The organism is Devosia oryziradicis (assembly GCF_016698645.1).
Lineage (GTDB): Bacteria > Pseudomonadota > Alphaproteobacteria > Rhizobiales > Devosiaceae > Devosia > Devosia oryziradicis.
In genome coordinates, this window is record NZ_CP068047.1 from 2,845,668 (window position 1) to 2,869,068 (window position 23,401).

The window sequence follows — 23,401 nt, forward strand, 5'->3', positions numbered from 1 at the left end:
TTCCCCGCCGCCCTTGACCATCGGCGGAGCGCATGCGCTTTTTGCGGTCGGGGGGGCGCGATGGAAGGATTGGTGGCATTCGGGGTACTGCTGGGCGCGTTCTATTTGATCGCGCCGGTTGTCGCCCTGATTTTGGCCGTGGGCCATTCAGGCCGGGTTGCCCGGCTGGCAGCCGAGAATGCGAGCCTCAAGGTCCGCATCGACAATCTCGAGCGCCGGGCGCTGCATCCGACCGACCCTGTTACGACAACGCCACCGGCTGCCGTCCCCGTGGACGTGCCCGAGGCCGAATCTGTCGTCGAACCGGTCGAGCCAGCCGACCCCCCGCCCGAACAACCCGATCATATTGCAGACGAGCCAGAACCCGCCGAGCCCCTGGATGGCGGGTGGGCAGCGGCCGCGACTACGCCTGCAGCGGTTGCTTCGCCGCGCCCGCAGTTCGACTGGGAGCGTTTCATCGGTGTCCGCCTACCGGTTTGGCTGGGTGCACTGGCCCTGTCGCTCGCCGGCTTCTTCTTCGTCCGCTACTCGATCGAAGCAGGCCTGCTGACGCCGGCCTTCCGCGTTTTCGCAGTCCTTCTGGCAGCGTTCGGCTTCCTGATTGCCGCCGAATTGGTACGGCGCCGCGTCAAGCTCGACAATGGTCCCGCCATTGCCGCCGCGCTGGCCGCTGCCGGCGTCGCGACGCTGGTCGCCACCGCATACCTGGCTTCCGTGATCTACGAACTGGTGCCGATCACAGCCGGGTTCATCGCTATGGCCGCAGCTACTGCCGCCGGTATCGCGATCGCCCTGATCTTTGGCCGCACTGTGGCCATTGTCGGCATGCTGGGTGGCTATGTGACGCCGGCGCTGATGCCCAGCGAGCAACCCTCCTCGGCAGTTCTGTTCGCCTATCTCACCGCCATCCTCGTCGGCATTTTCTTCGTTATACAGCGCAAGGGTTGGTGGAACATCGCGCTGGTCGCCCTGCTGGGGCCGCTGGTTTGGATTGCCGCCTGGGCTTCCCTGCCCGGCTTCGAGACCGACCACATCTGGGGAACGGCGTTCCTGTTCGCGGTGTCCGCAATTGTCCTGGTGGCTGCCTATCCAAGCTGGTCGATTGCGGATCGGCCCGTGTCGGCGCAGGGGCGCAGGGGCGAACCGACCAATCCTGGGCAAGCCGTTGTCGCGGCCGTGGCGCTCAGCAGCCTTGGCTTTGCGGCATTCCTGGTTCAATCGGGCTATGCGCTGCCATTCTGGCAGGGCCTCCTGGTGTTCGGCGCTGCGGCCGTTGCCCTGGCTTTCATTTGGCCCGTAGCCATGCGCTATCTGCCGCTGGCGCCGCTGGCGGCTACCGCAGTGGCCATGCTGGGATGGGAGAACAGCGAACCGGCGGCGACGCTGATCATCATTGCCGCCGCCGCGATCTTCGGCCTTTTCGCCCTGGACCAGTTCCGGCGTTTGCAGACACCGCTGCTCGCCTCGGGCACTGCTGCCTTTGTCGCGCTCTTTTTCTATATCATGGCCCTGAGCAAGACAGTGGGCTGGCAAGGCGCACTCGACCAGCCACACTCCTGGGCGCTCGGCGCCCTGGCATTGGCGGCAGCCCTGTTGGCCCTGCTGTGGCGGTTCGGACCTGCCACTGAAGATGCGGCGGTCCGCGATCGCGTCTATGCCATCCTCGCATCCGCAGTGACAGCCTTCCTGTCGCTCGTGGTCGTGCTCGAACTCGATCCGCTCTACTACCCCGCCGCGGCAGCCCTGGAAGTCCTCGGTCTCGCCTATGTGCATCGCCGCACCGGCGTTGGCGCGCTGCGCACGGTGGCCATTGGGCTCTCGGCAATCTATGCGCTGCTGATCGTCGGTGCTTTCAATGCGACCGGATCGACCGCCGCCTTCTCCTTCGATCCGGCCTATGCCTTCGCACCGTCGCTATCGGATTCGCCTTGGGTTCTCCTGATCCTGCCCGGCCTGGCTTTTCTGGGCGCCGGCTACCTGTTCAGGCGGGACGATGCCGATGTCTTCGCCGACTGCCTGGATGTCGGCGGCATTGCGGTGGCCGCCATCGGTTTCCTGGTGCTGGGGGGCGCCGATGCGGCAACAATGCGCACTGCTCACAGCACTATCGCAAAGATCGCCCTACCCGAGCTGGCCCTTGCCGCGGCAGCTATCTATGCCGGACGGCGTTGGCTGCGGCGCACGCTCTATTTCGGGGGCTTGGCCGTCGCCGTGGCCACCACCCTGGCAATGGCCCTGAGCGTCGTGCTGCCGGTCTACACATTCTGGCCCTATCAAGAAATTGCCGGCGCTCCCGTCTTCAACATGTCGCTGCTGTCGCTCGGCTTGCCCTCGCTGGCACTGCTGGCCATTGGCTGGTTCGTCCGGCAGGACGCGCGGTTGCCCATCGCCCGCACGGGTATCGCAATTTCGATCGCGGCCGTCGTATTCCTTTTCACGCTGATGGTGCTCGACATCCGGCACGCCTTCCACCCGCTGGATCTTCAGGGGCCAACGTGGGATGCGGAGTCCTACACCTATTCGATCGCCATGCTGGCTTTCGGTGCTGCGCTGCTGATCATCGGCGTTGTGATCCGGAACCTGGGCGCGCGCGCTCTCTCGTTCGTGTTCGTCCTCGCGGCGACTATCAAGGTGTTCCTGTTCGACGCGGCAGACCTGGAAGGGCTGTGGCGCGTCCTGTCGTTTCTGGGCATGGGCCTGTCGTTCCTCGCCATCAGCTGGCTTTATGCCCGCTTCGTGTTCGGCCTTGGCCGAAAAACGCCGGAGCAACCCAGTCCTGCAACCTGACTGCTTGCGGAATCTGCCGCGCGGCGATAATGGCTCGCCATGCAAAGCACAGACCTGTCCGACCGCCCGCAATCGATCCTGATCATCGACTTCGGATCGCAAGTCACTCAGCTTATCGCGCGCCGTATTCGCGAGACGGGCGTCTATTGCGAAGTCCATCCGTTCAACAAGTCGGCGGCCGCCTTCGCCGAGATGCAGCCCAAGGGCATCGTCTTTTCAGGCGGGCCGGCATCGGTGACCGAGGCGGGCAGCCCGCGGGCACCGCAGGAAATCATCGATTCCGGCCTGCCGATCCTGGCGATATGCTACGGCCAGCAGACCCTGTGCCTGCAGCTTGGCGGCCAAGTCGAGGGCGGCCACCACCGCGAATTCGGCCGTGCCGATGTCGAAATCCTCGAGCCGTCCGCGCTTTACGAGGGCATCTGGGAAGTCGGCGGAAAATACCCGGTCTGGATGAGCCATGGCGACCGCGTGACGGTGCTCCCTGATGGATTCAAGGTCATGGCGACCTCGCCCAACGCACCCTTTTCCATTGCCGGCGACGAGTCCAGGAAGCGCTATACGACGATGTTCCATCCCGAGGTGGTGCACACCCCCGATGGTGGCAAGCTCCTGGCGAACTTCGTGCACAATATCGTCGGGCTCAAGTCAGATTGGACCATGTCGGCCTACCGGGCCAAGATGGTCGAGAAAATCCGCGCCCAGGTCGGTTCCGGCAAGGTGATCTGCGGACTTTCCGGTGGTGTCGACTCTTCCGTCGCGGCCGTGTTGATCCACGAAGCGATCGGCGACCAGCTCACCTGCATCTATGTCGATCACGGCCTGATGCGGCTCAACGAGAGCGAGCAGGTCGTGACCATGTTCCGCGACCAGTACAATATCCCGCTGGTGCATGTTGACGCGTCCAAGGTGTTCCTGCGCGAGTTGGAGGGGCAATCCGACCCCGAGACCAAGCGCAAGATCATCGGCCGCCTGTTCATCGAGACCTTCGAGGAAGAAGCCCGCAAGCTGGGCGGAGCCAAGTTCCTGGCCCAGGGGACCCTCTATCCGGACGTCATCGAGAGCGTAAGCTTTTCGGGTGGGCCGTCGGTCGTCATCAAGTCGCACCACAATGTGGGCGGCCTGCCCGAGCGCATGAACATGCAGCTCGTCGAGCCGCTGCGCGAGCTGTTCAAGGACGAAGTGCGGGCGCTGGGCCGCGAACTCGGCCTGCCCGAAAGCTTCATCGGCCGCCACCCCTTCCCCGGCCCTGGCCTCGCCATACGCTGCCCTGGCGGCATCACGCCGGAAAAGCTCGACATCCTGCGCCAGGCCGATGCCATCTATCTCGATGAAATCCGCAAGTCGGGCCAGTACGACAAGATCTGGCAGGCCTTTGCCGTGTTGCTGCCGGTGCAAACCGTCGGCGTAATGGGCGATGGCCGCACCTATGAATTCGTCTGCGCCCTGCGCGCCGTGACGTCAGTGGATGGCATGACAGCCGACTTCTACCAGTTCGACATGAACTTCCTCGGCCGCACGGCCACGCGCATCATCAACGAAGTGCGCGGCATCAACCGGGTGGTCTATGACGTGACCAGCAAGCCGCCCGGCACGATCGAGTGGGAATAGCCGCCTTCTTTAAGCACGTTGCATTCGACGCGTTACCTTCGAAGCGACCTCTTCGAGCGTTGCCGAGAGCTGGTTAAGCTGTGACATCGAACTCAGCAACTCAACTGCATAGCGGCTGACAAGATATTCCCGGGCGCCAGACAGCGACCGCATATGCAAGATGGTGCGCTGGCGAAGGACCAAGCCTCGTAAAACGGCGCGCTCGGAGCGAGTTGCCAGGTCATGACCCAGGGCGCGTATCGCCTCGGGCGGCTCACCGACGCTCAGCAGAAAGGCACTCAGATAGAGCTCGATGGCGTGGATGGCATTGAGGCGGAAAGGAGCATATGACGCGGCCACGCCCTTTCGGCCGTTGCCCATAAGCAAGCCGGCAGCCTGTCGATACTCTCCCGCAAGCAGCAGCAGGCCGGCAGGAGTAGCCGAACTGCCCGGATAGGAGTTGGAGGTTGTGGGGGGAGGTATTGCCGCCGGGGGCTCAAAGTCGATGGCGGATAGGGGTACCCTGATGACCAAGCCGACTGTTTCCTCAAGTTCCGATGTGTCCGAAGTCTAGCGATAAACGGTAAAGCTTTGGCCAAGAAGCCCTCGCAACTCCGCGCCTTCTCACCTGCATTTGCTTTCGTCGGGCAGCATGCTAAACGTGCGCCCGAATTGAACTGATGACCTTAGGCAGGCCATGTCCGAACAGAATATCTTCCGCGAAGTCGACGAGGAGCTGCGCAGCGATCGCATGCGCGCCCTGTGGCGCCGGTTTGCGCCCTATGTGATCGGCGCTGCGGTCGGTGTCGTGCTCGTGGTGGCGGTCAACGAAGGCTGGACCTGGTATCACACCAACAATGCCGCCCAGTCGTCCGACGAGCTCTATGCTGCCTTCGACGCGATCGATGGTGGCGATCTGCCGGCAGCGCAGACGCAGCTCGACGCCCTGATCGCCAACGGCTCGGGCAGCTATCCGGTGCTGGCCCAGTTCCGCAAGGCGGGCCTGCTGGCCAAGGAAGGCTCGGTCGCCGATGCCGTGGCCGCCTATGATGCGCTCGCCAACAACCAGTCCAATACCCGCCTGCGTGAACTCGCGCTGGTCCTGGGCGGCACGTTGATGATCGATGCGGGTACCCTGGCCGATGTGGAATCGCGCGTCGGCAGCGTTGCCGCCGAAGATAGCCCCCTGCGCAATGCGGCGCGCGAGGCGCTGGGGCTGGCGCAATACAAGGCCGGCGACTTTGCCGCTGCCCAGGCTAATTTCGAAGCCGTGGCCAATGATCCGCTGACCCAAAGTACCGTGCGCAACCGCATGGGCTATTACCTGGCCCAGCTGCTGTCGCAGGGTGCAATCACCGCGCCTCCCGCCGTTGACTCGGCCGACGCCGCCGCCACAGCCATCGACGAGATCGTCAGCGACGAAGCGCCTGCCGAGGAGACGCCGGCAGCGGATGCGCCGGCAGACCAGCCCCCTGCAGCGGATGCTCCCGCCGCCACCACCGAGGCGCAGCCGGTCACGCAATAAGCGTGATCGCCTTCGCCTGACGCCGGATCGGAACAGACACGCATGACCGTCACCGTTGCTATTGTCGGTCGTCCCAATGTCGGCAAGTCCACGCTGTTCAACCGGCTGGTCGGTCGCAAGATCGCCCTGGTCGACGACACCCCGGGCGTGACCCGCGACCGGCGTGAAGCCGAGGGCCGCATCGCGGACCTCACTTTCCGGATTCTCGATACGGCTGGCTATGAGGACGTCAAGGACGGTAGCCTCGAAGACCGGATGCGCCAGCAGACCGAACTGGCCATAAAGGAAGCCGACGTCATCCTGTTCATGATCGACGCGCGGGCCGGCGTCGTGCCGCTCGACCAGCGCTTTGCCCAGGTGCTGCGCAAGGCGGGCAAGGACGTGCACCTGGTCGGCAACAAGGCGGAGAGTGGCGCGGCGGAAGCGGGGCTGGTCGAAGCCTTCAAACTGGGCTTTGGCGAGGCCATCGCGCTGTCCGCCGAGCATGGACTGGGGCTGTCTGAACTCTATTCGATTGTCTCCGCCGCAATCGACCGGGTCGCAGCCGAGAAGGAAGCCGCAGGGGCCGCCGAGATTGCCGATCTCGATGAGATGCCCGAGGTCGACATCGATATTACCGCGGACATGCTCGAAGGCGAGGGCGACGAGGCAACCTTGCGCTGGAACCCCAAGCGCTACCTTAACGTGGCCATCGTGGGCCGGCCCAATGCCGGCAAGTCGACGCTGATCAACCGCATGGTGGGCGAAGAGCGTGTGCTGGTGGGTCCTGAGGCCGGCATCACCCGCGACTCGATCCTGGTGCCCTGGGAGTGGGAAGGCCGGGTGATCAACCTGGTCGACACCGCCGGCATCCGCAAGCGCTCGCGCGTCACCGAAAAGCTCGAAAAGCTGGCGGTGGGCGACAGCCTGCGCTCGATCCAATACGCCGAAGTCGTCGTGCTGATGCTCGACGCCACCATTCCGTTTGAAAAGCAGGATCTGGCGCTAGCCGATCTCGTCGAGCGCGAAGGGCGAGCTCTCGTGATAGCGGTCAACAAGTGGGACCTGATCGAGGACAAGAACGAGCATCTCAAGATGCTGCGCGAGGAATGCGAGCGCCTGCTGCCCCAACTGCGCGGCGTGCCACTGGTGACGCTGTCGGGCCTGACAGGCAAGAATATCGACAAGCTAATGGACGCCATCTTCGCCATCGAGCGCAATTGGAACGCCCACGTATCGACCGCCAGGCTCAACCGCTGGCTCAGCGGCATGGTCGACGGGCATCCGCCACCGGCCGTTTCCGGACGCCGGCTCAAGCTGCGATACATGACGCAGGCCAAGACGCGACCACCCAGCTTCATCCTCTTCGCCTCGCGGCCGGATGTGTTGCCGATGGCTTATCAGCGCTACCTGGTCAACGGACTGCGCGAGGCGTTCAACATCAAGGGCACGCCGATCCGGCTTTGGGTGCGCGGGGGCAGCGAAAACCCCTATGACGACAAGGCCAAGCGCAAGATCGGCTAGGCGCCACCTTTTTTGCTCTGCCCATCGCCCGAAATGTGATCGCCGTCCCAGGCCCGGCAACTAGGCCACCAGCCAATCCTGCGCTATCAGACGATGGGGTGGGGGGATAATCGATGACTTGGGCGGTCGAACTGTCGGACTTGGCCTATGAGGCGGCCATTGTGCCCGAGCGGTGGCAGGGCTTTCTCGACAAGGCTAGCGAACTGGCCGAGGCGCGCGGCGGAACGCTGTTCGAAGTCAATGGAATGAACCGGCATTCCATCCTCAGCGAGCGCCTGCACGATGCCTGGCACGCCATCGTCAACGAGGGTTGGGCAGCCAGGAACCCGCTACCGGGCAAGGCGCTGCTCTCTCGCGAACCCGGTTTCGTCCACGACCTGGAAGTCCTGCCCGCCGCAGACCGTGCCGGCTACGAATGGTTTGACTTCGCGGCCCGTTGGGACCTGGGCCCGTCGATGGGCACCATCCTCAAGGTCCCCAATGGCAATATGCTCATCATGACGTTCGAGCGCGCCAGCGCCGCACCTGCCTATGAGCGCGCCGACGCCGAGCGGTTCGACGTGCTGAGGCCCAGCATCGCCCGGGCAGTGTCTCTCAGTGCGCAACTGGCGTTCCAGCACTTCAATTCGACCGTCGGAGTGCTCAACGCCGTCGGCCTTCCGGCGGCCGTGGTCAACGATAGTGGGAAGTTGCTGACCTGCAACCAATCTTTCGAGGGCCTAATGCCCGGCCTGTTCATGGATCGCCGGGATGGCTTGCGACTCAGGGCACCAGCCGCCAATGCTTTGCTCCAGGAAACCCTGGCCCGGCTGAAGCCGGAATTGTGGACCGGAACAGTCGCGTCCGTGCCTGTACCGCGCAGCAGCCAGGGGGACCCTGCGGCCATCATCCACGTCCTGCCGATCCGCGGTGTTGCGCGGGACATCCTTTTCGGGGCTACTGGGCTGGTGCTGGTTGATCGCGTTGCAGAGCGCGCCGCGCCATCGGATACGATCCTGCGGGCCCTATACGACCTGACCCCGGCCGAGGCGCGGGTCGCTGCAACGCTGGTGCAGAATCGTGGTCGCCATAAGGAAGTGGCGGACATTCTGAGCGTGTCGCCCGAAACCGTGAAATCGCACAGCAAGGCGATATACCAGAAAACCGGCCTGTCTGGCATCATCGAACTGGCAGGCGTGCTTGGGGGGCTGCTGCCTAGCGACATGGACGGGCAGGACTAACGGGTGCACAAGATCGGGTGGACCGGCGTTTCTGGCGCTTGCCAATAGGCAGCCTTGGGCTCAATGTCTGCCCGGCAAGGCAAGGGAGATTGGTCATGGTCACGGTAGAAATGAAGCGCCGGTCGTTTCTGGGAGGCTCGCTGGCATTGGCCGCCCTTGGACTGGCGGGTTGCACGACCGGCGGCATGAGCTTTGCCGAGGCCGAGCGTGTCTATGGCCCGCTGCCCAACGAGCGTTTCCCGGTTCCGGCTGTCGACATCAACAAGGTCGACCCCAAATACCTGCGCCGGCGTGTGCGCTATGCGTCAAACGAAGCCGTCGGCACGATCATCGTCGATCCCAAGAATTACTACGTCTATCGCATAGAGGGCGACGGCATGGCGACCCGCTACGGCGCCAATGTCGGGCGGCAGGGCTTCCTGTGGAGCGGCGACGCCTATATCGGGCGCAAGGCCGAATGGCCGACCTGGACGCCGCCCAAGGAGATGATCGCCCGCCAACCGGAGGTGGCCCAATATGCCGGTGGCATGCCACCGGGCCTCGGCAACCCGCTGGGCGCGCGCGTGCTCTATCTCTACCAGAACGGCAAATACACGCTCTACACCATCTACAGCACCATCCAGCCCGAGACGATTGGCAGGGGTGTCTCTAGCGGCTGCGTGGGCCTGCTGACACAGGACATGCTGCACCTGTGGGAGCAGACGCCCGTCGACACCAAGGTTATCGTGCTGCCCGCCTGACGTGAGGGTGTAGCCCTCGAGGCAGGCCCGATGCCTACCGCCCGCTGCGATAGTTCGGGGCTTCGCGGGTGATGGTCACGTCGTGGACGTGGCTCTCGCTCAGGGCGGCGCCGGAGATCTTCACGAAGACCGAGTTATCCCGGAAGTCCTTGAGATTGTGGGCGCCGGTATAGCCCATGGAGGCGCGCAGGCCGCCGGCCAACTGGTGCAGCACGGCGCCAGCCGAACCCTTGTAGGGCACTTGGCCCTCGATGCCCTCGGGCACCAGCTTCATCTGGTCGCGCACGTCCTGCTGGAAGTAGCGATCGGCCGAACCCGAGCCCATCGCGCCGACTGAGCCCATGCCGCGATAGGATTTATAGGAGCGTCCCTGGTAGAGATAGACCTCGCCGGGGCTCTCGTCGGTACCCGCCAGCAGCGAGCCGACCATGACGCAGGACGCGCCGCCGGCCAGGGCCTTGGCCATGTCGCCCGAGAACTTGATGCCGCCATCGGCGATGACGGGAATGCCCTGGCGGGCCCCCTCCTCCGCGCAGGCCATTACCGCGGCGAGTTGCGGAACGCCAACGCCGGCCACGATGCGGGTCGTGCAGATCGAGCCAGGGCCGATGCCGACCTTAACCGAGTCGGCGCCGGCATCGATCAGCGCGCGGGTGGCCTCTGCGGTAGCGACATTGCCAGCCACGATACGGGTGGAATTGCTCTCGCGCTTGACGCGCTCGACGGCCTCGGCGACGCGGACGGAGTGACCATGGGCGGTGTCGATCACCAGAAGGTCGACGCCAGCATCGATCAGCGCCAGCGAGCGCTCGAAACCCTGGTCGCCCACGGTGGACGCAGCCGCCACGCGAAGGCGACCCTGGTCATCCTTGACCGCGTTGGGATTGAGCTGCGCCTTTTCGATGTCCTTGACCGTGATCAGGCCTGTGCAACGGCCGTCGGCGTCGACCACCAGCAGCTTTTCGATGCGGTGCTTGTGCAGCAGGACCTTGGCTTCATCCTTAGAGACGCCGTCGCGGACGGTGACAAGGTTGTCGTGGGTCATCAGCTCGCGGATCGGCTGCGCCGGGTGCGAGGCAAAGCGCACGTCGCGATTGGTGAGGATGCCCACCAACTTGCCCACGGCACGGCCGCCCGTGCCGCCATTCTCGACAACCGGGATACCGGAAATGCGGTTGGCCTGCATCAATGCCAGCGCATCGGCCAACGTGGCATCGGGGCCGATGGTGATGGGGTTCACCACCATGCCCGACTCGAAGCTCTTGACCTGGCGGACCTGCTCGGCCTGCTCGGCGGCAGTGAGGTTCTTGTGGATCACGCCCATGCCGCCGGCCTGCGCCATGGCGATGGCCATGGCGCTCTCAGTGACGGTATCCATGGCCGAAGACAGAATGGGAAGATTGAGCGCTATGTCCTTGGTGACATAGGTGGAAATATCGGTCTCACCCGGCAATACATCGGATCGCGCCGGCTGCAGCAGCACGTCGTCGAAGGTCAGCGCGTAGTCGCCGGTTGCGGTGCTAATAATCTTCGCCAAGGCCAGACCTTTCCTGCCTTCTGATACAATCAGAAATGTTGGAGTGCGAACCGGACGAGGGACTCTTCCGGGCTCAGGTTGGCGAGGGTCAATAGCACCGGCTGCCCGGCTTGCATAGGGGTGCAGGCGGCTTCCCGCATGCAGGGCGGCGCTGCATAAATAAGCTGGCTGCTGCGGGGCGACCGTTGCGGTTCGGCGACAGGTAAAACCTCTAAACCCATGGACCGGGTCAATTAATCTTCCATACAAGGCTGAACTCTGCCTTTTCACCGGCGGCGTGGCGCTCCATAGTGTCACGGTACCGCGTTCGCGGTATCCTTCGATTCTTCCCGGTCCATCCCAGTGATCCGCGTTACTCCCCTCATCCTCGCGGTTGCCCTGTTCATGGAACAGATGGATTCGACCGTCATAGCCACGTCGCTGCCAGCGATTGCAGCCGATATCGGGACAGAGCCGATCGCGCTCAAGCTGGCGCTGACGGCCTATTTCGTGGCGCTGGCCATTTTCATACCCATCAGCGGCTGGATGGCCGACCGGTTTGGCGCCAAGAACATCTTTCGCCTGGCCATCTTCGTCTTCATGCTCGGCTCGCTGGCCTGCTCGTTTTCCTATTCGCTGGAAACCTTCGTAGCCTCGCGCTTCTTCCAGGGGATCGGCAGTTCGATGATGACACCGGTCGGGCGCCTGCTGCTGGTGCGCTCGACCCCACGCAGCGAGCTGGTGTCTGCCATGGCCTGGCTGACCGTTCCGGCGCTGCTCGGTCCGTTGACCGGGCCGCTGATCGGAGGCTTTCTCACCACTTACCTGAGCTGGCACTGGATCTTCTGGATCAACATTCCGATCGGCATTGCCGGGATCATCCTGGCCGGGATTTTCCTCAAGGTGCCGGATGCCCGCAATCCGCGCCCCATTGATATGGTGGGCTTCGTGCTGGCTGGGGTAGCCTTTTCGGGAACTGTGTTCGGCCTTTCGGTGGTCAGCCTGCCGGCCCTGCCGCTGATCTATGGCTATCTCACGCTTGCCATCGGCGTTACGTCGGGCCTGCTCTACCTGCTGCATGCGCGGCGAACGAGTTTCCCGCTGCTGGACCCTGCCCTGTTCCGGCACAAGCTCTTTCGCTCCTCCATCACCGGTGGCTCGATGTTCCGCATCGGCGTGGGTGCGGTGCCCTTCCTCCTGCCGCTGATGCTGCAACTGGGCTTTGGCCTCTCGCCCTTTCAATCGGGCGCCATCACCTTCGTTTCGGCCATCGGCGCCATCTTCAGCAAATTCATTGCCGAGCGTGTCTATGCCCGGTTCGGCTTTCCGCGCACCCTGGGCTTCGCGTCTTTCTTCGGCGGAATCCTGATCGCCCTGCAGGGCCTGTTCGACGTGTCAACGCCCGTGCCGCTGATCATGGCGGCGCTGCTGGTGGGCGGCATCCTGCGCTCGGTGTTCTTCACCGGATCCAATGCCATCGGCTATGCCGACGTGGATGACGAGGAAGCCAGCCAGGCCACTGCCATCGTCGCTGTGGGCCAGCAGCTGAGCGTAGCCTTCGGCGTGGCGGTCGCGGGGGCCATCCTCGAGATCAGCACGCGGCTGCGCGGCGCTGAGCTGGCGCTCATCGACTTCCAGATCGCGTTTTTTGTCGTCGGCGGGCTCAGCGCCCTGGCCGGCATCATTTATTGGCGGCTGCCGGCCGACGCCGGCAGCAACGTGTCGGGCCACCGAGCCGCCACCGTCCAGAAGGAGTGACCGGGAGTTTTTCCCGGCGATATTGCCGTGTCTCGAGCCATGCCCCTCATCCTGGCGACCGCGCTGTTCATGGAAAACATGGACTCGACGGTGATCGCCACCTCGCTGGCAGCCATTGCTGCCGATATCGGCACTGACCCGATCTCGCTCAAGCTGGCGCTCACGGCCTATCTGGTGGCGCTGGCCATCTTCATCCCCATTTCGAGCTGGATGTCGGACCGCTTCGGGGCGCTCAATGTGTTCCGTGTCGCCATGGTCGTGTTCATGGTTGGGTCGGTGGCATGCGCGCTGTCGAGCACGCTGGCGCAGTTCGTCGGCGCCCGCTTCCTCCAGGGCATGGGCGGGGCCATGATGGGACCGGTGGCGCGGCTGGTGCTGGTGCGGGCCACCCCGCGTCACCAGCTTGTCGATGCGATGGCGTGGCTCACTATTCCAGCGCTGATCGGGCCGATCGTCGGGCCGCCTTTTGGCGGCTTCCTGACCACGTTTTTCAGCTGGCACTGGATTTTCATCATCAACGTGCCGATCGGGATCCTTGGCATTATCCTGGTCAGCTTCGTCTTGCCCAACACCCCCGAGCGCAACGAGCCCAGGCGGATCGACCGTACCGGCTTCGTGCTGGCAGGCTCGGCCTTTGCCCTATTCGCCTTTGGCTGTTCGGTCATGAGCCTCCCCGCCCTGCCGCCGGTCGTTGGTGCGGTGGCGGCGTCAGTCGGGATTGCCCTCGGGGCACTCTATGTGCGCCATGCTCTGCACACCGAATACCCGCTGTTGGACCTGCGCCTGTTGCGACTGCCGGTATTCCGTATCTCGGTGGTGGCTGGCACGTTCTTTCGGCTGGGCCAGGGGGCCGTCCCGTTCCTGTTTCCGCTGATGCTGCAACTCAGCTTCGGCATGACGCCGTTCGAATCGGGGATGATCACCTTTATCGGCGCCGTCGGCGCCCTGATCGCCAAGTTCATGTGCAACTGGCTGTTCGCGCGCTTCGGCTTCAAATACCCGCTGGTGCTGGCGACTGGCATTTCGTGCCTGGGCATCCTGGCCATGGGCCTCTATACGCCGGCGACGCCCCTGCCCCTGATGCTGTCGGTGCTGTGCTTCGTCGGCTTCTGGCAATCGGTCTTCTGGACCGGCTCGAACGCCTTCGTGTTTGCCGATGTCGAAGACAAGGATGCCGGCCAGGCCAATGTGATCAGCCAGGTTTGGGGTCAGCTCATGTTCGCTATGGGCGTGGCCTTGGGCGGCGGCACGCTGGAACTGGTCCACCGGCTGCGCGGCGAGGGCCCGCTGCAGCTGGCCGATTTCCAGACCGCATTCCTGGTCGTGACGGGTGTCGCTGCCATCGCCACCGTCCTGTTTCTGCGACTACCCAACAATGCCGGGCATCAGCTGACCCAACGCGACGGTGGCGGGCACTAGCGCTCTTCGTGCTCGCCGTCTTCTTCGCCGTTTGTCCGCTCGTCGGGGCCCTTGAAACCCTTGGCAATCAGGTAGGCCTCGGCCGAATCCTGCCGGCTTGATGGCGGTTTAGCGTGGAAGGTCGTCTTGAAGTGGCGCTTGAGCATGTGCAGCAGTTCATGCTCAGTGCCGCCCTGGAACACCTTGGCGACAAAAGCGCCGCCGGGTGCCAGCACGTCGATGGCGAAATCGGCGGCGATCTCGATCAGCTGGACGATGCGCAGGTGATCGGTGGCCCGATGGCCCGTGGTGGGCCAGGCCATGTCCGACATCACCAGGTCCGCCTTCTTGCCGCCCATGGCATCGATCAGCAGTTGTGGCGCGTCATCCTCGGTGAAGTCCTTGCGAAACAGGACGACGCCGGGAATGGGATCCATTTCGAGATAGTCGATGCCGACCACCAGCGGATTGGCATCGGTGGACCCGACCGCCTTGGCCGCCACCTGCGACCAGCCGCCGGGCGCAGCACCCAGATCGACGACGCGCGTGCCCTTGTGAAAGAGCTTATGCTTTTCGTCCATCTCCTTGATCTTGAACGCGGCACGAGACCGGTAACCCTCGGCGCGGGCGCGCGCCACATAGGGGTCGTTGAGCTGGCGCTCGAGCCACTTGGTCGAGCTGACCTTGCGGCCCTTGGCCGACTTCACGCGGATCTTGAGGTCCTTGTCGGACTTGCGACCGCCATTGCCGAGCGCTTTATCCACCATTGCCGTTCCTCCGCGGATAGCGCGACGCGCGGCTGTGGACGCGGTCGGCATCCATCAGCGAAATCAGGATGCCCTCGCGCAGGCCGCGATCAGCCACACGAACGCGTTCGGTCGGCCACTCGCGGCGGATGGCCTCGAAGATGGCGCAGCCGGGCAGCACCAGGTCGGCGCGATCGCGACCGATGCACGGATGGGCGACGCGGCGGTCGAATGGCATGGCCAGCAGCACCTTCATGGTGTCGTCGACCTCACCGCGCTTCATCCACAGGCCGTCGACCTTCTGCCGCTCATAGCGCTCGAGCCCCAGATGCAGGCCAGCCAAGGTTGTCACGGTCCCCGACGTGCCGATCAGGTGCACCGGATGATTGGCGATCATCTGACGCAACTTTTCGCGACCACGGAACTGGCGCAGGTGTTCGGACACATAGCCGACCATGGCCTCGAACACGTCGCGGGTCACATCAACGCCGCCGAATCGCTCGGCAATCGAGACCACCCCCACCGGCAGGGATTGCCAGGAGCGGATCGAGGCCGACATGCGTCCCTGCGACTTGGGCCGCCCGCCGCGGAAATCGAGCCAGGCCAGTTCGGACGAGCCACCCCCGATGTCGAACATCAACGCGCCCGCGGCGGTGCCCTCGATGAGATCGGCGCAGCCGGTCACCGCCAGTTCCGCCTCGGTGCGACGATCGACGATTTCGAGCTCGAGCCCCAGCTCTTCCTTGACGCGCGCCAGGAAGGCCGGGCCGTTTTCGGCAGCGCGGCAGGCCTCGGTCGCGATCAGCCGCATGCGGGTGGGCTGGTGTTCGCGCAGCTTGTTGCGGCACTGGCGCAGTGCTTCAATCGTGCGCTCCATGGCGGCATCGCTCAGCCGCCCGGTGACCGACACACCCTCGCCCAGCCGGACGATGCGGGTAAAGCCATCCAAAACGCGGAAGCCATGGTCATGCGGACGGGCGATAAGCAGCCGGCAATTGTTGGTTCCCAGGTCGAGCGCCGCATAGATGGGGCCGCGATGCCGACGCGGATTGGGGGCGGCTTGTGTCCGCTTATCCGATCCAGGCATAGGCGCATGGCCCCCTGCCCGCCCCGCCGGTCCGGGAACGGACGGGGCACGGATTGCCGGTTCGTCTGGCGACGTCAGCCCGGCGGCGGACCGATCGGAATCGGTCACAGTGGTCTCCTGTCGTGCACGGTCGCCGAACTGGCCGAGCCAATCGCGCCCGAACGCACTGTTTATTGCGTGTCGCCGATGACGGTAGTGCATGGGGGTCGCAAGCGCAATGCCGCCGACATGGGCAGCAGCAATGTCGGAGGCGCTTGCAATCTCGATCCGCATTGTCTATGCAGTGCCCGCGCCGGACGCCCTGCCGCTCCGCGCCACACCGACGGGCCCCGCCCGGTCCCTTGCTGGGGAATAGTTCAACGGTAGAACAGCGGACTCTGACTCCGTCAATCTTGGTTCGAATCCAGGTTCCCCAGCCAATCCTCCTGATGTTCCCCATCCCCCGGATAAGCCGCTTACAAACAAGTCTCCTGCGCGCCCCTGCGTCGCCGCGATGATTCTAAATTCCCTGCACCGATCCGGCATGTTCGTAAGACGTATTTAAGCCGTACGCCCTAGGGTGTCGGGTGATTGAATACTTGGATGGCGTGTTGGGCCCGCTGGTTGATTTCTTTCTTGTTGGGCATGATCCTCGCCTTGTTGCGCTTGCGGCAATGGTTTGCCTCATCTCGGCCTATGCGTGCGTCAGCTTGCTGCGGCACGCGCATAAGGCGACTGGGCGGACGCGACATCTTTGGACCGGCGTCGCAGCGCTGGCCGTCGGCTTCGGCATCTGGGCGACCCATTTCGTCGCCGTGCTGGCCTTTCGGCCGGGTTACACCTTTGCCTATGACCTACTGCTGACCGCGGCCTCGCTGGCCATCGCCATCGGCCTTTGTGGTCTGGGCATTGCCATGGCCATTCGCGGCACCAACCGCTGGGACCATTTCCTGGGCGGCGCAGTGGTGGGCGTCGCCATTTCCAGCATGCACTATACCGGCATCGCCGCCCTTGTGATGGGCGGCACGATCGCCTGGAACGCGCCAATGGTGGGCGCCTCGATCGTCGGCGGAATGGTGCTGGCCGGGCTGGCAGCGGTGAGCGCAATGGGCGTGGGCTGGCGGCGGCTGACGCTGGGCGCGATCCTGCTGACGCTGGCCATCTGCGTGATGCACTTTACGGCCATGGGAGCGGCCAATTTTGACCGCTGCTTCCCGCTAAGCGCCGATGGCGAGCTCAACGGCGGCTGGCTGGCACTGGCCGTGGCCTTTGTCTCCATGCTGATCCTGGGGGCAGCCTTTGGCAGCGTGGTGCTCGACGAGACGGATCGCCGCCGGACGGAGCGCGAGCGGGCGCGCGAAGCGGCCGACGCGGTTCGGTTGAGCGAGGTATCGGCGCGGCTGGAACTGGCCATGACACATATGTCGCAGGGCTTGGCGCTCTACGATGCCGAAGGCATTTTGCGACTGCACAATCGGCGGCTGCCTGCAATGCTGGGACTGGATCCGGCGCAGGACCTGACGGGCCTCAGTTTCCGCGAGGTTTGCCGTCTGACCATCATCGGTCCCGGCGGAACGGAAGCGGCCGATACGGAGGAGCGTGTCGAGCAGGCCCTCAGCCAGCACTTGCCGCTGATTTCGGGGCAAGGCGGCGACATCCAGCACAGCTTTGGCGACGGGCGGACACTGCGCATCAACCATAGCCCCATCGGCGATGGCTCGTGGGTCAGCACCACCGATGACATTACCGAGCGCCAGCGCACGGAAGCAGCCATCTTCCACCTCGCCCATCACGACGGGCTGACCGGCCTGCCCAACCGCGAGCAATTCAACGAGCGCTTCGATATGGCGCTGCAGGCTGCCAGCGCGGGAGACGACAACGTGGCTGTCATCGCCATCGACCTCGACCGCTTCAAGGAGGTCAATGACGGCTATGGCCACGCGGCCGGCGACCAGGTGCTCAAGACCCTGGCCGAGCGCCTCACCCATGGCCTCAAGGACGGCGAACTGGTGGCACGGCTGGGCGGCGACGAATTCGCCGCCATCAAGTCGTTCGTCTCGATGGATGCGCTGCGCGACTTTCTGGCTCGCATCGAAACAGCGCTGTTCACGCGGGTCTCCATCGGCGACACCACGGTCGGTACCGGGGGCAGCATCGGCGTGGCCATCTACCCCGAGGACGGCGCGGAACGCTCCAAGCTCCTGAGCAATGCCGACCTCGCCATGTACCGGGCCAAGGCCGAGTTCGATCGCCACATCTGCTACTACGAACGCGAGATGGACGAGCATGCGCGGCAGCGGCGCGAAATGGCCAAGGACATCTGGACCGCCCTCGAACAGGACGCGTTCTACCTGGTCTACCAGGTACAGAAATCGGTCGCGACCAACGAAATCACGGGCTACGAAGTCTTGCTGCGTTGGGACCGACCCGGCCATGGCCTGGTTTCGCCGGCCGATTTCGTGCCCGTGGCCGAGGAATGCGGCGCCATCGGCGCCATTGGCGCCTGGGTACTCAAGATGGCGTGCCTGGATGCCGCAAGCTGGCCCGAGCCGCACAAGGTCGCCGTGAACATCTCCGGGCTCCAGCTCAGCCAGGTCGACCTGATCGAAACCGTTCGCGCGGCCCTGCTGCGTTCGGGCCTGTCGCCCAAGCGGTTGGAGCTGGAGGTCACCGAAACGTCGATCATCGCCGACAAGAACCGCGCGCTGCATATCCTGCGCCAGGTCAAGGCGATGGGCGTTTCGATCGCCATCGACGATTTCGGCACCGGCTATTCGTCGCTCGACACGCTGCGCAGCTTTCCATTCGACAAGATCAAGATCGACCGCTCGTTCATGAACGAGGTCGAGGTCAACGAGCAGTCCAAGGCCATCGTGCGCGCTATCCTGGCGCTGGGGCGGAGCCTGCATGTGCCCGTGCTTGCCGAGGGCGTGGAGACCACGGCGCAGCTCGAAGTACTGCGGGCCGAAGGCTGCACCGAGGCCCAGGGCTTCCTGCTCGGCCGGCCCGGCGCGATCGACTGGAACGATGCGCTCGAACCAACGCTGCGGACCAGTGCCGGCTGAGTGCTAATCGAGCACGACTATGGCCTCGGGACGCGCGTTCACCAGAAGCCTCAATTTCCTGCTTGATGGCCTGGCTCCGCACACGGCAGCAGAACGCTGATAAGGCCCGGCGAGCAAAGAGCGCCCTGCCGGCCGCAGACCCCGGGTCATTATTCTTAGGCGGCGCGCGATGTCTCGACCAGCCGCACGCCCGAGGCGGTGGCTATGGAACGCAGTTCATCCAGGGTGCAGCGGTCGGTGACGAAGGTATCGACCTGCGACAGGTGAGCGATACGCACCGGCGCCGTGCGCTCGAACTTGGTTGAATCGGCCACCAGAATAACGTGCCGCGCGTTCTCGATGATGGCTTGCGCCACCTTTACCTCGCGATAGTCGAAATCCAGCAGGGCGCCGTCGGCGTCGATGGCCGATGCGCCGATCACGGCATAGTCCACCTTGAACTGCCTGATGAAGTCGACCGCCGCCTCCCCGACGATGCCGCCATCCGAGCCGCGCACCACGCCGCCGGCAATCACCACCTCGATGCCACGGTAGATACGCATCCTGTTGGCAACATTGATGTTGTTGGTGATGACCATCAGTCCGGAATGGTTGAGCAGAGCCTGGCTGACCGCCTCGGTGGTCGTACCGATATTGATGAACAGCGAGGCGCTGGATGGAATCAGTGCGGCGGTAGCGCGGCCAATGGCGGCCTTCTCCGGCGCTGCGATGCGCCGCCGGGCTTCGTATTCGACATTCTCGACCCCGGACGGAAAGACGGCACCCCCATGCGTGCGGGTCAGGACCCCGTGTTCGCAGAGTTCGTTGAGGTCCTTGCGGATGGTCTGTACAGAAACATTGAACCGGCTGGCGAGTGCCTCGACGGCCACCTGCCCGTCCTGCCGCGCCAGTTCCACGATTTCGCCGCGCCGCCCGTCAAGCATGTCGCACCCATAAGACCAGGCCGCCGGTGGGCTAAGGCGGTACACTTTCGTTTCGAGAGCATTTTTCCAGCAAGCGAAGAGATTTCGCAAGCGCGGCGCAGCCCAAGGATCAGTCGATGCCGATTATCTCGAGTTCTTGCTCGCCCAGGGTCACGATGTCACCAACCGACTTGCCCATGAATGCGACGGCAAGGGGAGAGACATATGAGATGGATCCGGCCTTTGGATCGGCTTCGTCCTCACCGACGATGCGATAGCTTTGCTGGCGGCCATCATCACGCGTGAAGGTGACGGTGCAGCCGAATGCTACGCTATCTGTGCTAGTTGGAGCGGGCATGAGCTGTGCGGTCCGCAGTCGCTCGGCATAGTAGCGCAGGTCGCGCACCGGTCCGGCCGATTGCCGGCGGCGCTCATTGACGTCCTCGATGAGGGCAGCGGCCTCGTAGGCAACGCGCGCCTCATGAAGCCGCGATTCCAGCGCCCGCAGTCCGGCCGCCGTCACGAGGTTGGGATGCGCCGAAATGGGGCGGTCCGGCAACTGGGTTTCAGCGGCCGTCTCAGCACTGTCTTCCTTGGTGAAGGCGACACTCAATCTGGCATTCTCCTTCCCGCAGCCCCTGCGCAACAGGGAGCCGTTCACCAGAGAACGGTATTACGAGGCTGCGGGTTCGCCTGCTTCTCACATAAAGGAAGTCGCGCCAACCGCCCGGTGTTCCCAGGTCGATCGGCCTACTTTCTTCCCTGGCGAAGCGGCGCGTCAGCTTGCTCCGTCATCCACCGGAAGTTGCGCGGTCATCACCACCAGCGCATCGAACAAAGCCGCGGCGACCGGATCGGCACCCGGCGCTTCGCGGGTCAGGCGGAAGGTGGTGGCGACCACCCCGCCCCGGCCGACGCGCTTTTCGCCGATGATGGCGGCTGGCTTGTGCACCCAGCCCACGACCATGCCGGCATGGACGTTGTTGCCGAATTCCCAGGGCCGGAAGCCGGTCAGCAGGTGATGCGGCACGACGCCCGAGAAGCTCAGATCGAAGATCGGGCCACCCGGAATATTAGCGAAGGGGCCATCGCGACGAATCCAGGAGAAGCCGGCGATCCAGTCGCCCCGCCAGATCGTCCCGTCGCGCTCCACGAGGCTGATGCCCGGCAGATGCTGGTCGAGGCTGGGGCGGAACTGCTTGCCGTCGGCAACAATGCTGCGATGCGGCAGTTCGCCATCGGGCATGTCGGTGCGCAGGTTTTTGTTGGTCGCCACCGAACCATCCGCGAGGATGAGGAAACGACCGCCGGCCTTCATCACCTCGACATCGGCGCCGTCCACGGCATAGCACAGCACGATATCGGCCTTCTCCTGCGGCACCACGGTGTAGCCCAAACCCCTGGCATAGGTGGCAAGGGTCGCATCGGCAGCCGCGATGGTCGGCAGGGCTGACGTGTCCCGCGTGGGATAGAGGGCGATGTCGCAGCTATTGCGCGCCACGACATCGCCGCCAGCTTCGAGCACGAAATCAAGTCTGGCCATGCGGCTCGTGCCGGTGGCAGGGAGGTCGACCTTGAGGGTGCTGGGGCTGGTAGTGGAGACCGGGCCGGCAGCCGGCACGGTTATGGAGCCGGAGGCATCACCGCTCCAGCGCAGGACGGCGCCTTCCGGCAGGGGGTTGCCGCCGGTGGCCACGGTGATTTCGACATCGAGCGTTTCGCCCCCATAGGCTGCATAGCGGGCCGGGCGCGGCACGATGACGGTATCGGTATTGATCTGGGCAAAGACGTCGTGGAACACGCGCGGATTGCGTTCGATGTCCATCAGGCCGTTGGCCTCCCAGTGGACGTCGGTCAGTTCGGTGATGACGTAGCCCATGATCGAGGGATAGCGGCGCATCTCCTCGATCTGGTAGCGCAGGTTCATGAACTGGTACCATTGTACGTTCTCGATGAAGCCATCGAATGAACCGAAGGTGCGGTGCAGGTCGAGCGAGGCAAACCGCTCCTCGACGCCATGCGGCAAGGCCACGCCATCGCCCCAGAGCGAGCCGGTTTCGAACCAGTCCGGCTCGCTGCCATCGGCACCGCGCAGGAGCTTCGGATCGGGCAGGCCCCAAACGCCGAATTCCGAAACGATCAGCGGTTCGTCGCCGCGCCTCTCGGCATCGCCGAGTGGGGAGAAGGTCCAGTCGGCACCGGCGGCGAACTGGGCCGTGATGTCGTCCCATTCCTGGCGGCGTTCGGGCACCGAGCGGTAATAATGGTAGTCGTTGAGGTCGGTCTTGACGTGGAAATTGGGGAAGCAGGCGGAGTTGTCGACCACCAGGCGCGTCGGGTCTTCGGCCTTGAGCCAATCGTAGCTGTCCTTGAGCCACTGGCGGTGCTCGGCATTTTCCACCAGCCGGGTGCCCCAATCCTCGTTGATCAGTGTCCATGCGATGATCGAGGGATGGTTGCGGTCGCGGTCGAGAATGCCCTGCATGGTCTGGCGCATACGGTCAGCCGACTTGGCGGTGAAATTGGCGACGTTGGGTACTTCCGTCCAGACCAGCAGGCCCAGGCGGTCGGCGACCTCGTAGTAGCGCGGGTCCGGCACCTTGATGTGACAGCGCAGCAGGTTGAGGCCCAGATGCTTGGCCTTGCGCGCCTGATCCTCGATGAATTCCAGTGAGGGCGGCGTATAGATACCTTTGGGATAATAGTCCTGGTCCAGGGCCCCGCGCATGTAGATGGGCTTGCCGTTGAGCAGGATCTGGCCGTCGCGGGTTTCGACCGTGCGGAAGCCGAAGGTTTCGACGCGCTTGTCGGTCCCTATGTTCACGACAAGAGAATAGAGGTTTGGCGCTTCCGGCGACCACAGCAATGCGTTGGCAACGCGGAGGCTGGTGACGCCCGCGCCCGAGGTGGCTTCGGCAACGACTGAGCCATTGGCATCAATGATCGACAACTCGGCCTGCCTGCCCTGCGCAGCACTGGAAAATGCCAGCTCGACCTGGGCCACGCCATCCATGCCGGCAGAGATGACGACGCTCTCGATATGGGTCGGATCACGCGCCTCGAGCGCCACCGACTGCCACAGGCCGCCGATGCGGCCATACCAGCTGATCTTGCCATGCGGCACTTCGCCGAACGGATAGTCTGGATAGGCGCGGTGATCGGCCGACGGCATGGTCACCCGCACTTCCAGCTCGTTCTGTGCCTTGATGGCCGAAGCCGGCAGCACGAACTCGAACGGCAGGAAGGCTCCTTCATGGCAACCGATGGCCTGGCCGTTAAGCAGCACTTCGCAAAAGTAACTGACCGCGCCGAACTGCAGCGCCAGCTCCTGATCCGCCCAGCCTTCGGGCACAGAAAAGTTGCGCTTGTAGACAGCACGGCCGCTCGTATCCACTACGTCGGAGAATTCGGCCTGCCAGGGCCCGGGGACATGCGCCTCGCGCCATGGTCCGTCCTCATGCCGGAATTGCCAGACTCCATCCAGCGACAGCCGGCGGCGCGTACCCGGACCCGTTCCTGTCACCTGCATGACCCTCTCGCCAGCCATCAGCCATTCCTCAGCAATATTAGTTATATCTTTATCAC

General features: G+C 64.1%; 16 protein-coding genes and 1 tRNA gene. 10 read left to right on the forward strand and 7 right to left on the reverse strand.

Annotated features, from left to right (window positions below; all coding sequences use genetic code 11):
• Window positions 1-72 precede the first annotated feature (72 nt).
• Window positions 73-2,787 (forward strand): DUF2339 domain-containing protein, encoded by a 2,715-nt coding sequence (locus JI749_RS14260; RefSeq protein WP_201655235.1) that lies wholly within the window; start codon window positions 73-75, stop codon window positions 2,785-2,787.
• Between the two features lie 39 nt (window positions 2,788-2,826).
• On the forward strand, window positions 2,827-4,398 hold the full coding sequence (gene guaA / locus JI749_RS14265; protein WP_201655238.1) for a glutamine-hydrolyzing GMP synthase: 1,572 nt from the start codon (window positions 2,827-2,829) through the stop codon (window positions 4,396-4,398).
• Window positions 4,399-4,407: 9 nt separating this feature from the next.
• On the opposite strand, the gene JI749_RS14270 is transcribed toward guaA, so the two are convergent.
• Window positions 4,408-4,911, reverse strand: coding sequence for a hypothetical protein (locus JI749_RS14270; RefSeq protein WP_233280770.1), 504 nt, complete (start codon window positions 4,909-4,911; stop codon window positions 4,408-4,410).
• Between the two features lie 163 nt (window positions 4,912-5,074).
• Between JI749_RS14270 and JI749_RS14275 the strand changes: the two genes are divergently transcribed.
• The 4 genes from JI749_RS14275 to JI749_RS14290 all read left to right on the forward strand — a co-directional run bounded on the left by JI749_RS14275 (window position 5,075) and on the right by JI749_RS14290 (window position 9,365).
• Window positions 5,075-5,902 carry a tetratricopeptide repeat protein gene (locus tag JI749_RS14275; protein ID WP_201655241.1) on the forward strand — a complete coding sequence of 276 codons (828 nt, stop codon included), beginning with the start codon at window positions 5,075-5,077 and terminating at the stop codon, window positions 5,900-5,902.
• Window positions 5,903-5,944: 42 nt separating this feature from the next.
• Complete coding sequence (gene der / locus JI749_RS14280; RefSeq protein ID WP_201655244.1) at window positions 5,945-7,405, forward strand: ribosome biogenesis GTPase Der; 1,461 nt, start codon at window positions 5,945-5,947, stop codon at window positions 7,403-7,405.
• A 113-nt stretch (window positions 7,406-7,518) separates the two neighbouring features.
• Window positions 7,519-8,625 (forward strand): helix-turn-helix transcriptional regulator, encoded by a 1,107-nt coding sequence (locus JI749_RS14285; protein WP_201655247.1) that lies wholly within the window; start codon window positions 7,519-7,521, stop codon window positions 8,623-8,625.
• Between the two features lie 95 nt (window positions 8,626-8,720).
• Window positions 8,721-9,365 (forward strand): L,D-transpeptidase, encoded by a 645-nt coding sequence (locus JI749_RS14290; RefSeq protein ID WP_201655250.1) that lies wholly within the window; start codon window positions 8,721-8,723, stop codon window positions 9,363-9,365.
• A gap of 34 nt (window positions 9,366-9,399) precedes the next feature.
• On the opposite strand, the gene guaB is transcribed toward JI749_RS14290, so the two are convergent.
• Window positions 9,400-10,902 (reverse strand): IMP dehydrogenase, encoded by a 1,503-nt coding sequence (gene guaB / locus JI749_RS14295; RefSeq protein ID WP_201655253.1) that lies wholly within the window; start codon window positions 10,900-10,902, stop codon window positions 9,400-9,402.
• A 342-nt stretch (window positions 10,903-11,244) separates the two neighbouring features.
• Between guaB and JI749_RS14300 the strand changes: the two genes are divergently transcribed.
• Window positions 11,245-12,639 (forward strand): MFS transporter, encoded by a 1,395-nt coding sequence (locus JI749_RS14300; protein ID WP_201655256.1) that lies wholly within the window; start codon window positions 11,245-11,247, stop codon window positions 12,637-12,639.
• 39 nt (window positions 12,640-12,678) lie between these two features.
• Window positions 12,679-14,058: an MFS transporter gene (locus JI749_RS14305; protein ID WP_233280771.1), complete on the forward strand. Its 1,380-nt coding sequence runs from the start codon at window positions 12,679-12,681 to the stop codon at window positions 14,056-14,058.
• Here JI749_RS14305 and JI749_RS14310 read toward each other — a convergent pair.
• Window positions 14,055-14,855, reverse strand: coding sequence for an RlmE family RNA methyltransferase (locus JI749_RS14310; protein ID WP_407644884.1), 801 nt, complete (start codon window positions 14,853-14,855; stop codon window positions 14,055-14,057). The two genes, JI749_RS14305 and JI749_RS14310, sit on opposite strands and share 4 nt — an antisense overlap.
• Entirely contained in the window at window positions 14,794-15,978 is a 1,185-nt protein-coding gene (locus tag JI749_RS14315; RefSeq protein ID WP_233280772.1) for a Ppx/GppA phosphatase family protein, read from the reverse strand. The genes JI749_RS14310 and JI749_RS14315 overlap by 62 nt, the downstream gene beginning before the upstream one ends.
• Window positions 15,979-16,215: 237 nt before the next feature.
• On the opposite strand from JI749_RS14315, the gene JI749_RS14320 reads away from it, so the two are divergent.
• Both JI749_RS14320 and JI749_RS14325 read left to right on the forward strand, forming a co-directional pair.
• Window positions 16,216-16,289: transfer RNA gene (locus tag JI749_RS14320), tRNA-Gln, on the forward strand.
• A 147-nt stretch (window positions 16,290-16,436) separates the two neighbouring features.
• Window positions 16,437-18,914, forward strand: coding sequence for an EAL domain-containing protein (locus JI749_RS14325; RefSeq protein ID WP_233280773.1), 2,478 nt, complete (start codon window positions 16,437-16,439; stop codon window positions 18,912-18,914).
• A 155-nt stretch (window positions 18,915-19,069) separates the two neighbouring features.
• Here JI749_RS14325 and JI749_RS14330 read toward each other — a convergent pair whose 3' ends face one another.
• The 3 genes from JI749_RS14330 to JI749_RS14340 form a co-directional block, all read right to left on the reverse strand.
• Entirely contained in the window at window positions 19,070-19,837 is a 768-nt protein-coding gene (locus tag JI749_RS14330) for a DeoR/GlpR family DNA-binding transcription regulator (RefSeq protein WP_201655268.1), read from the reverse strand.
• 109 nt (window positions 19,838-19,946) lie between these two features.
• Window positions 19,947-20,429, reverse strand: coding sequence for a transcription elongation factor GreA (greA, locus tag JI749_RS14335; RefSeq protein WP_201655271.1), 483 nt, complete (start codon window positions 20,427-20,429; stop codon window positions 19,947-19,949).
• Window positions 20,430-20,594: 165 nt separating this feature from the next.
• Window positions 20,595-23,363 carry a glycoside hydrolase family 2 protein gene (locus JI749_RS14340; protein WP_233280774.1) on the reverse strand — a complete coding sequence of 923 codons (2,769 nt, stop codon included), beginning with the start codon at window positions 23,361-23,363 and terminating at the stop codon, window positions 20,595-20,597.
• Window positions 23,364-23,401: the final 38 nt, after the last annotated feature.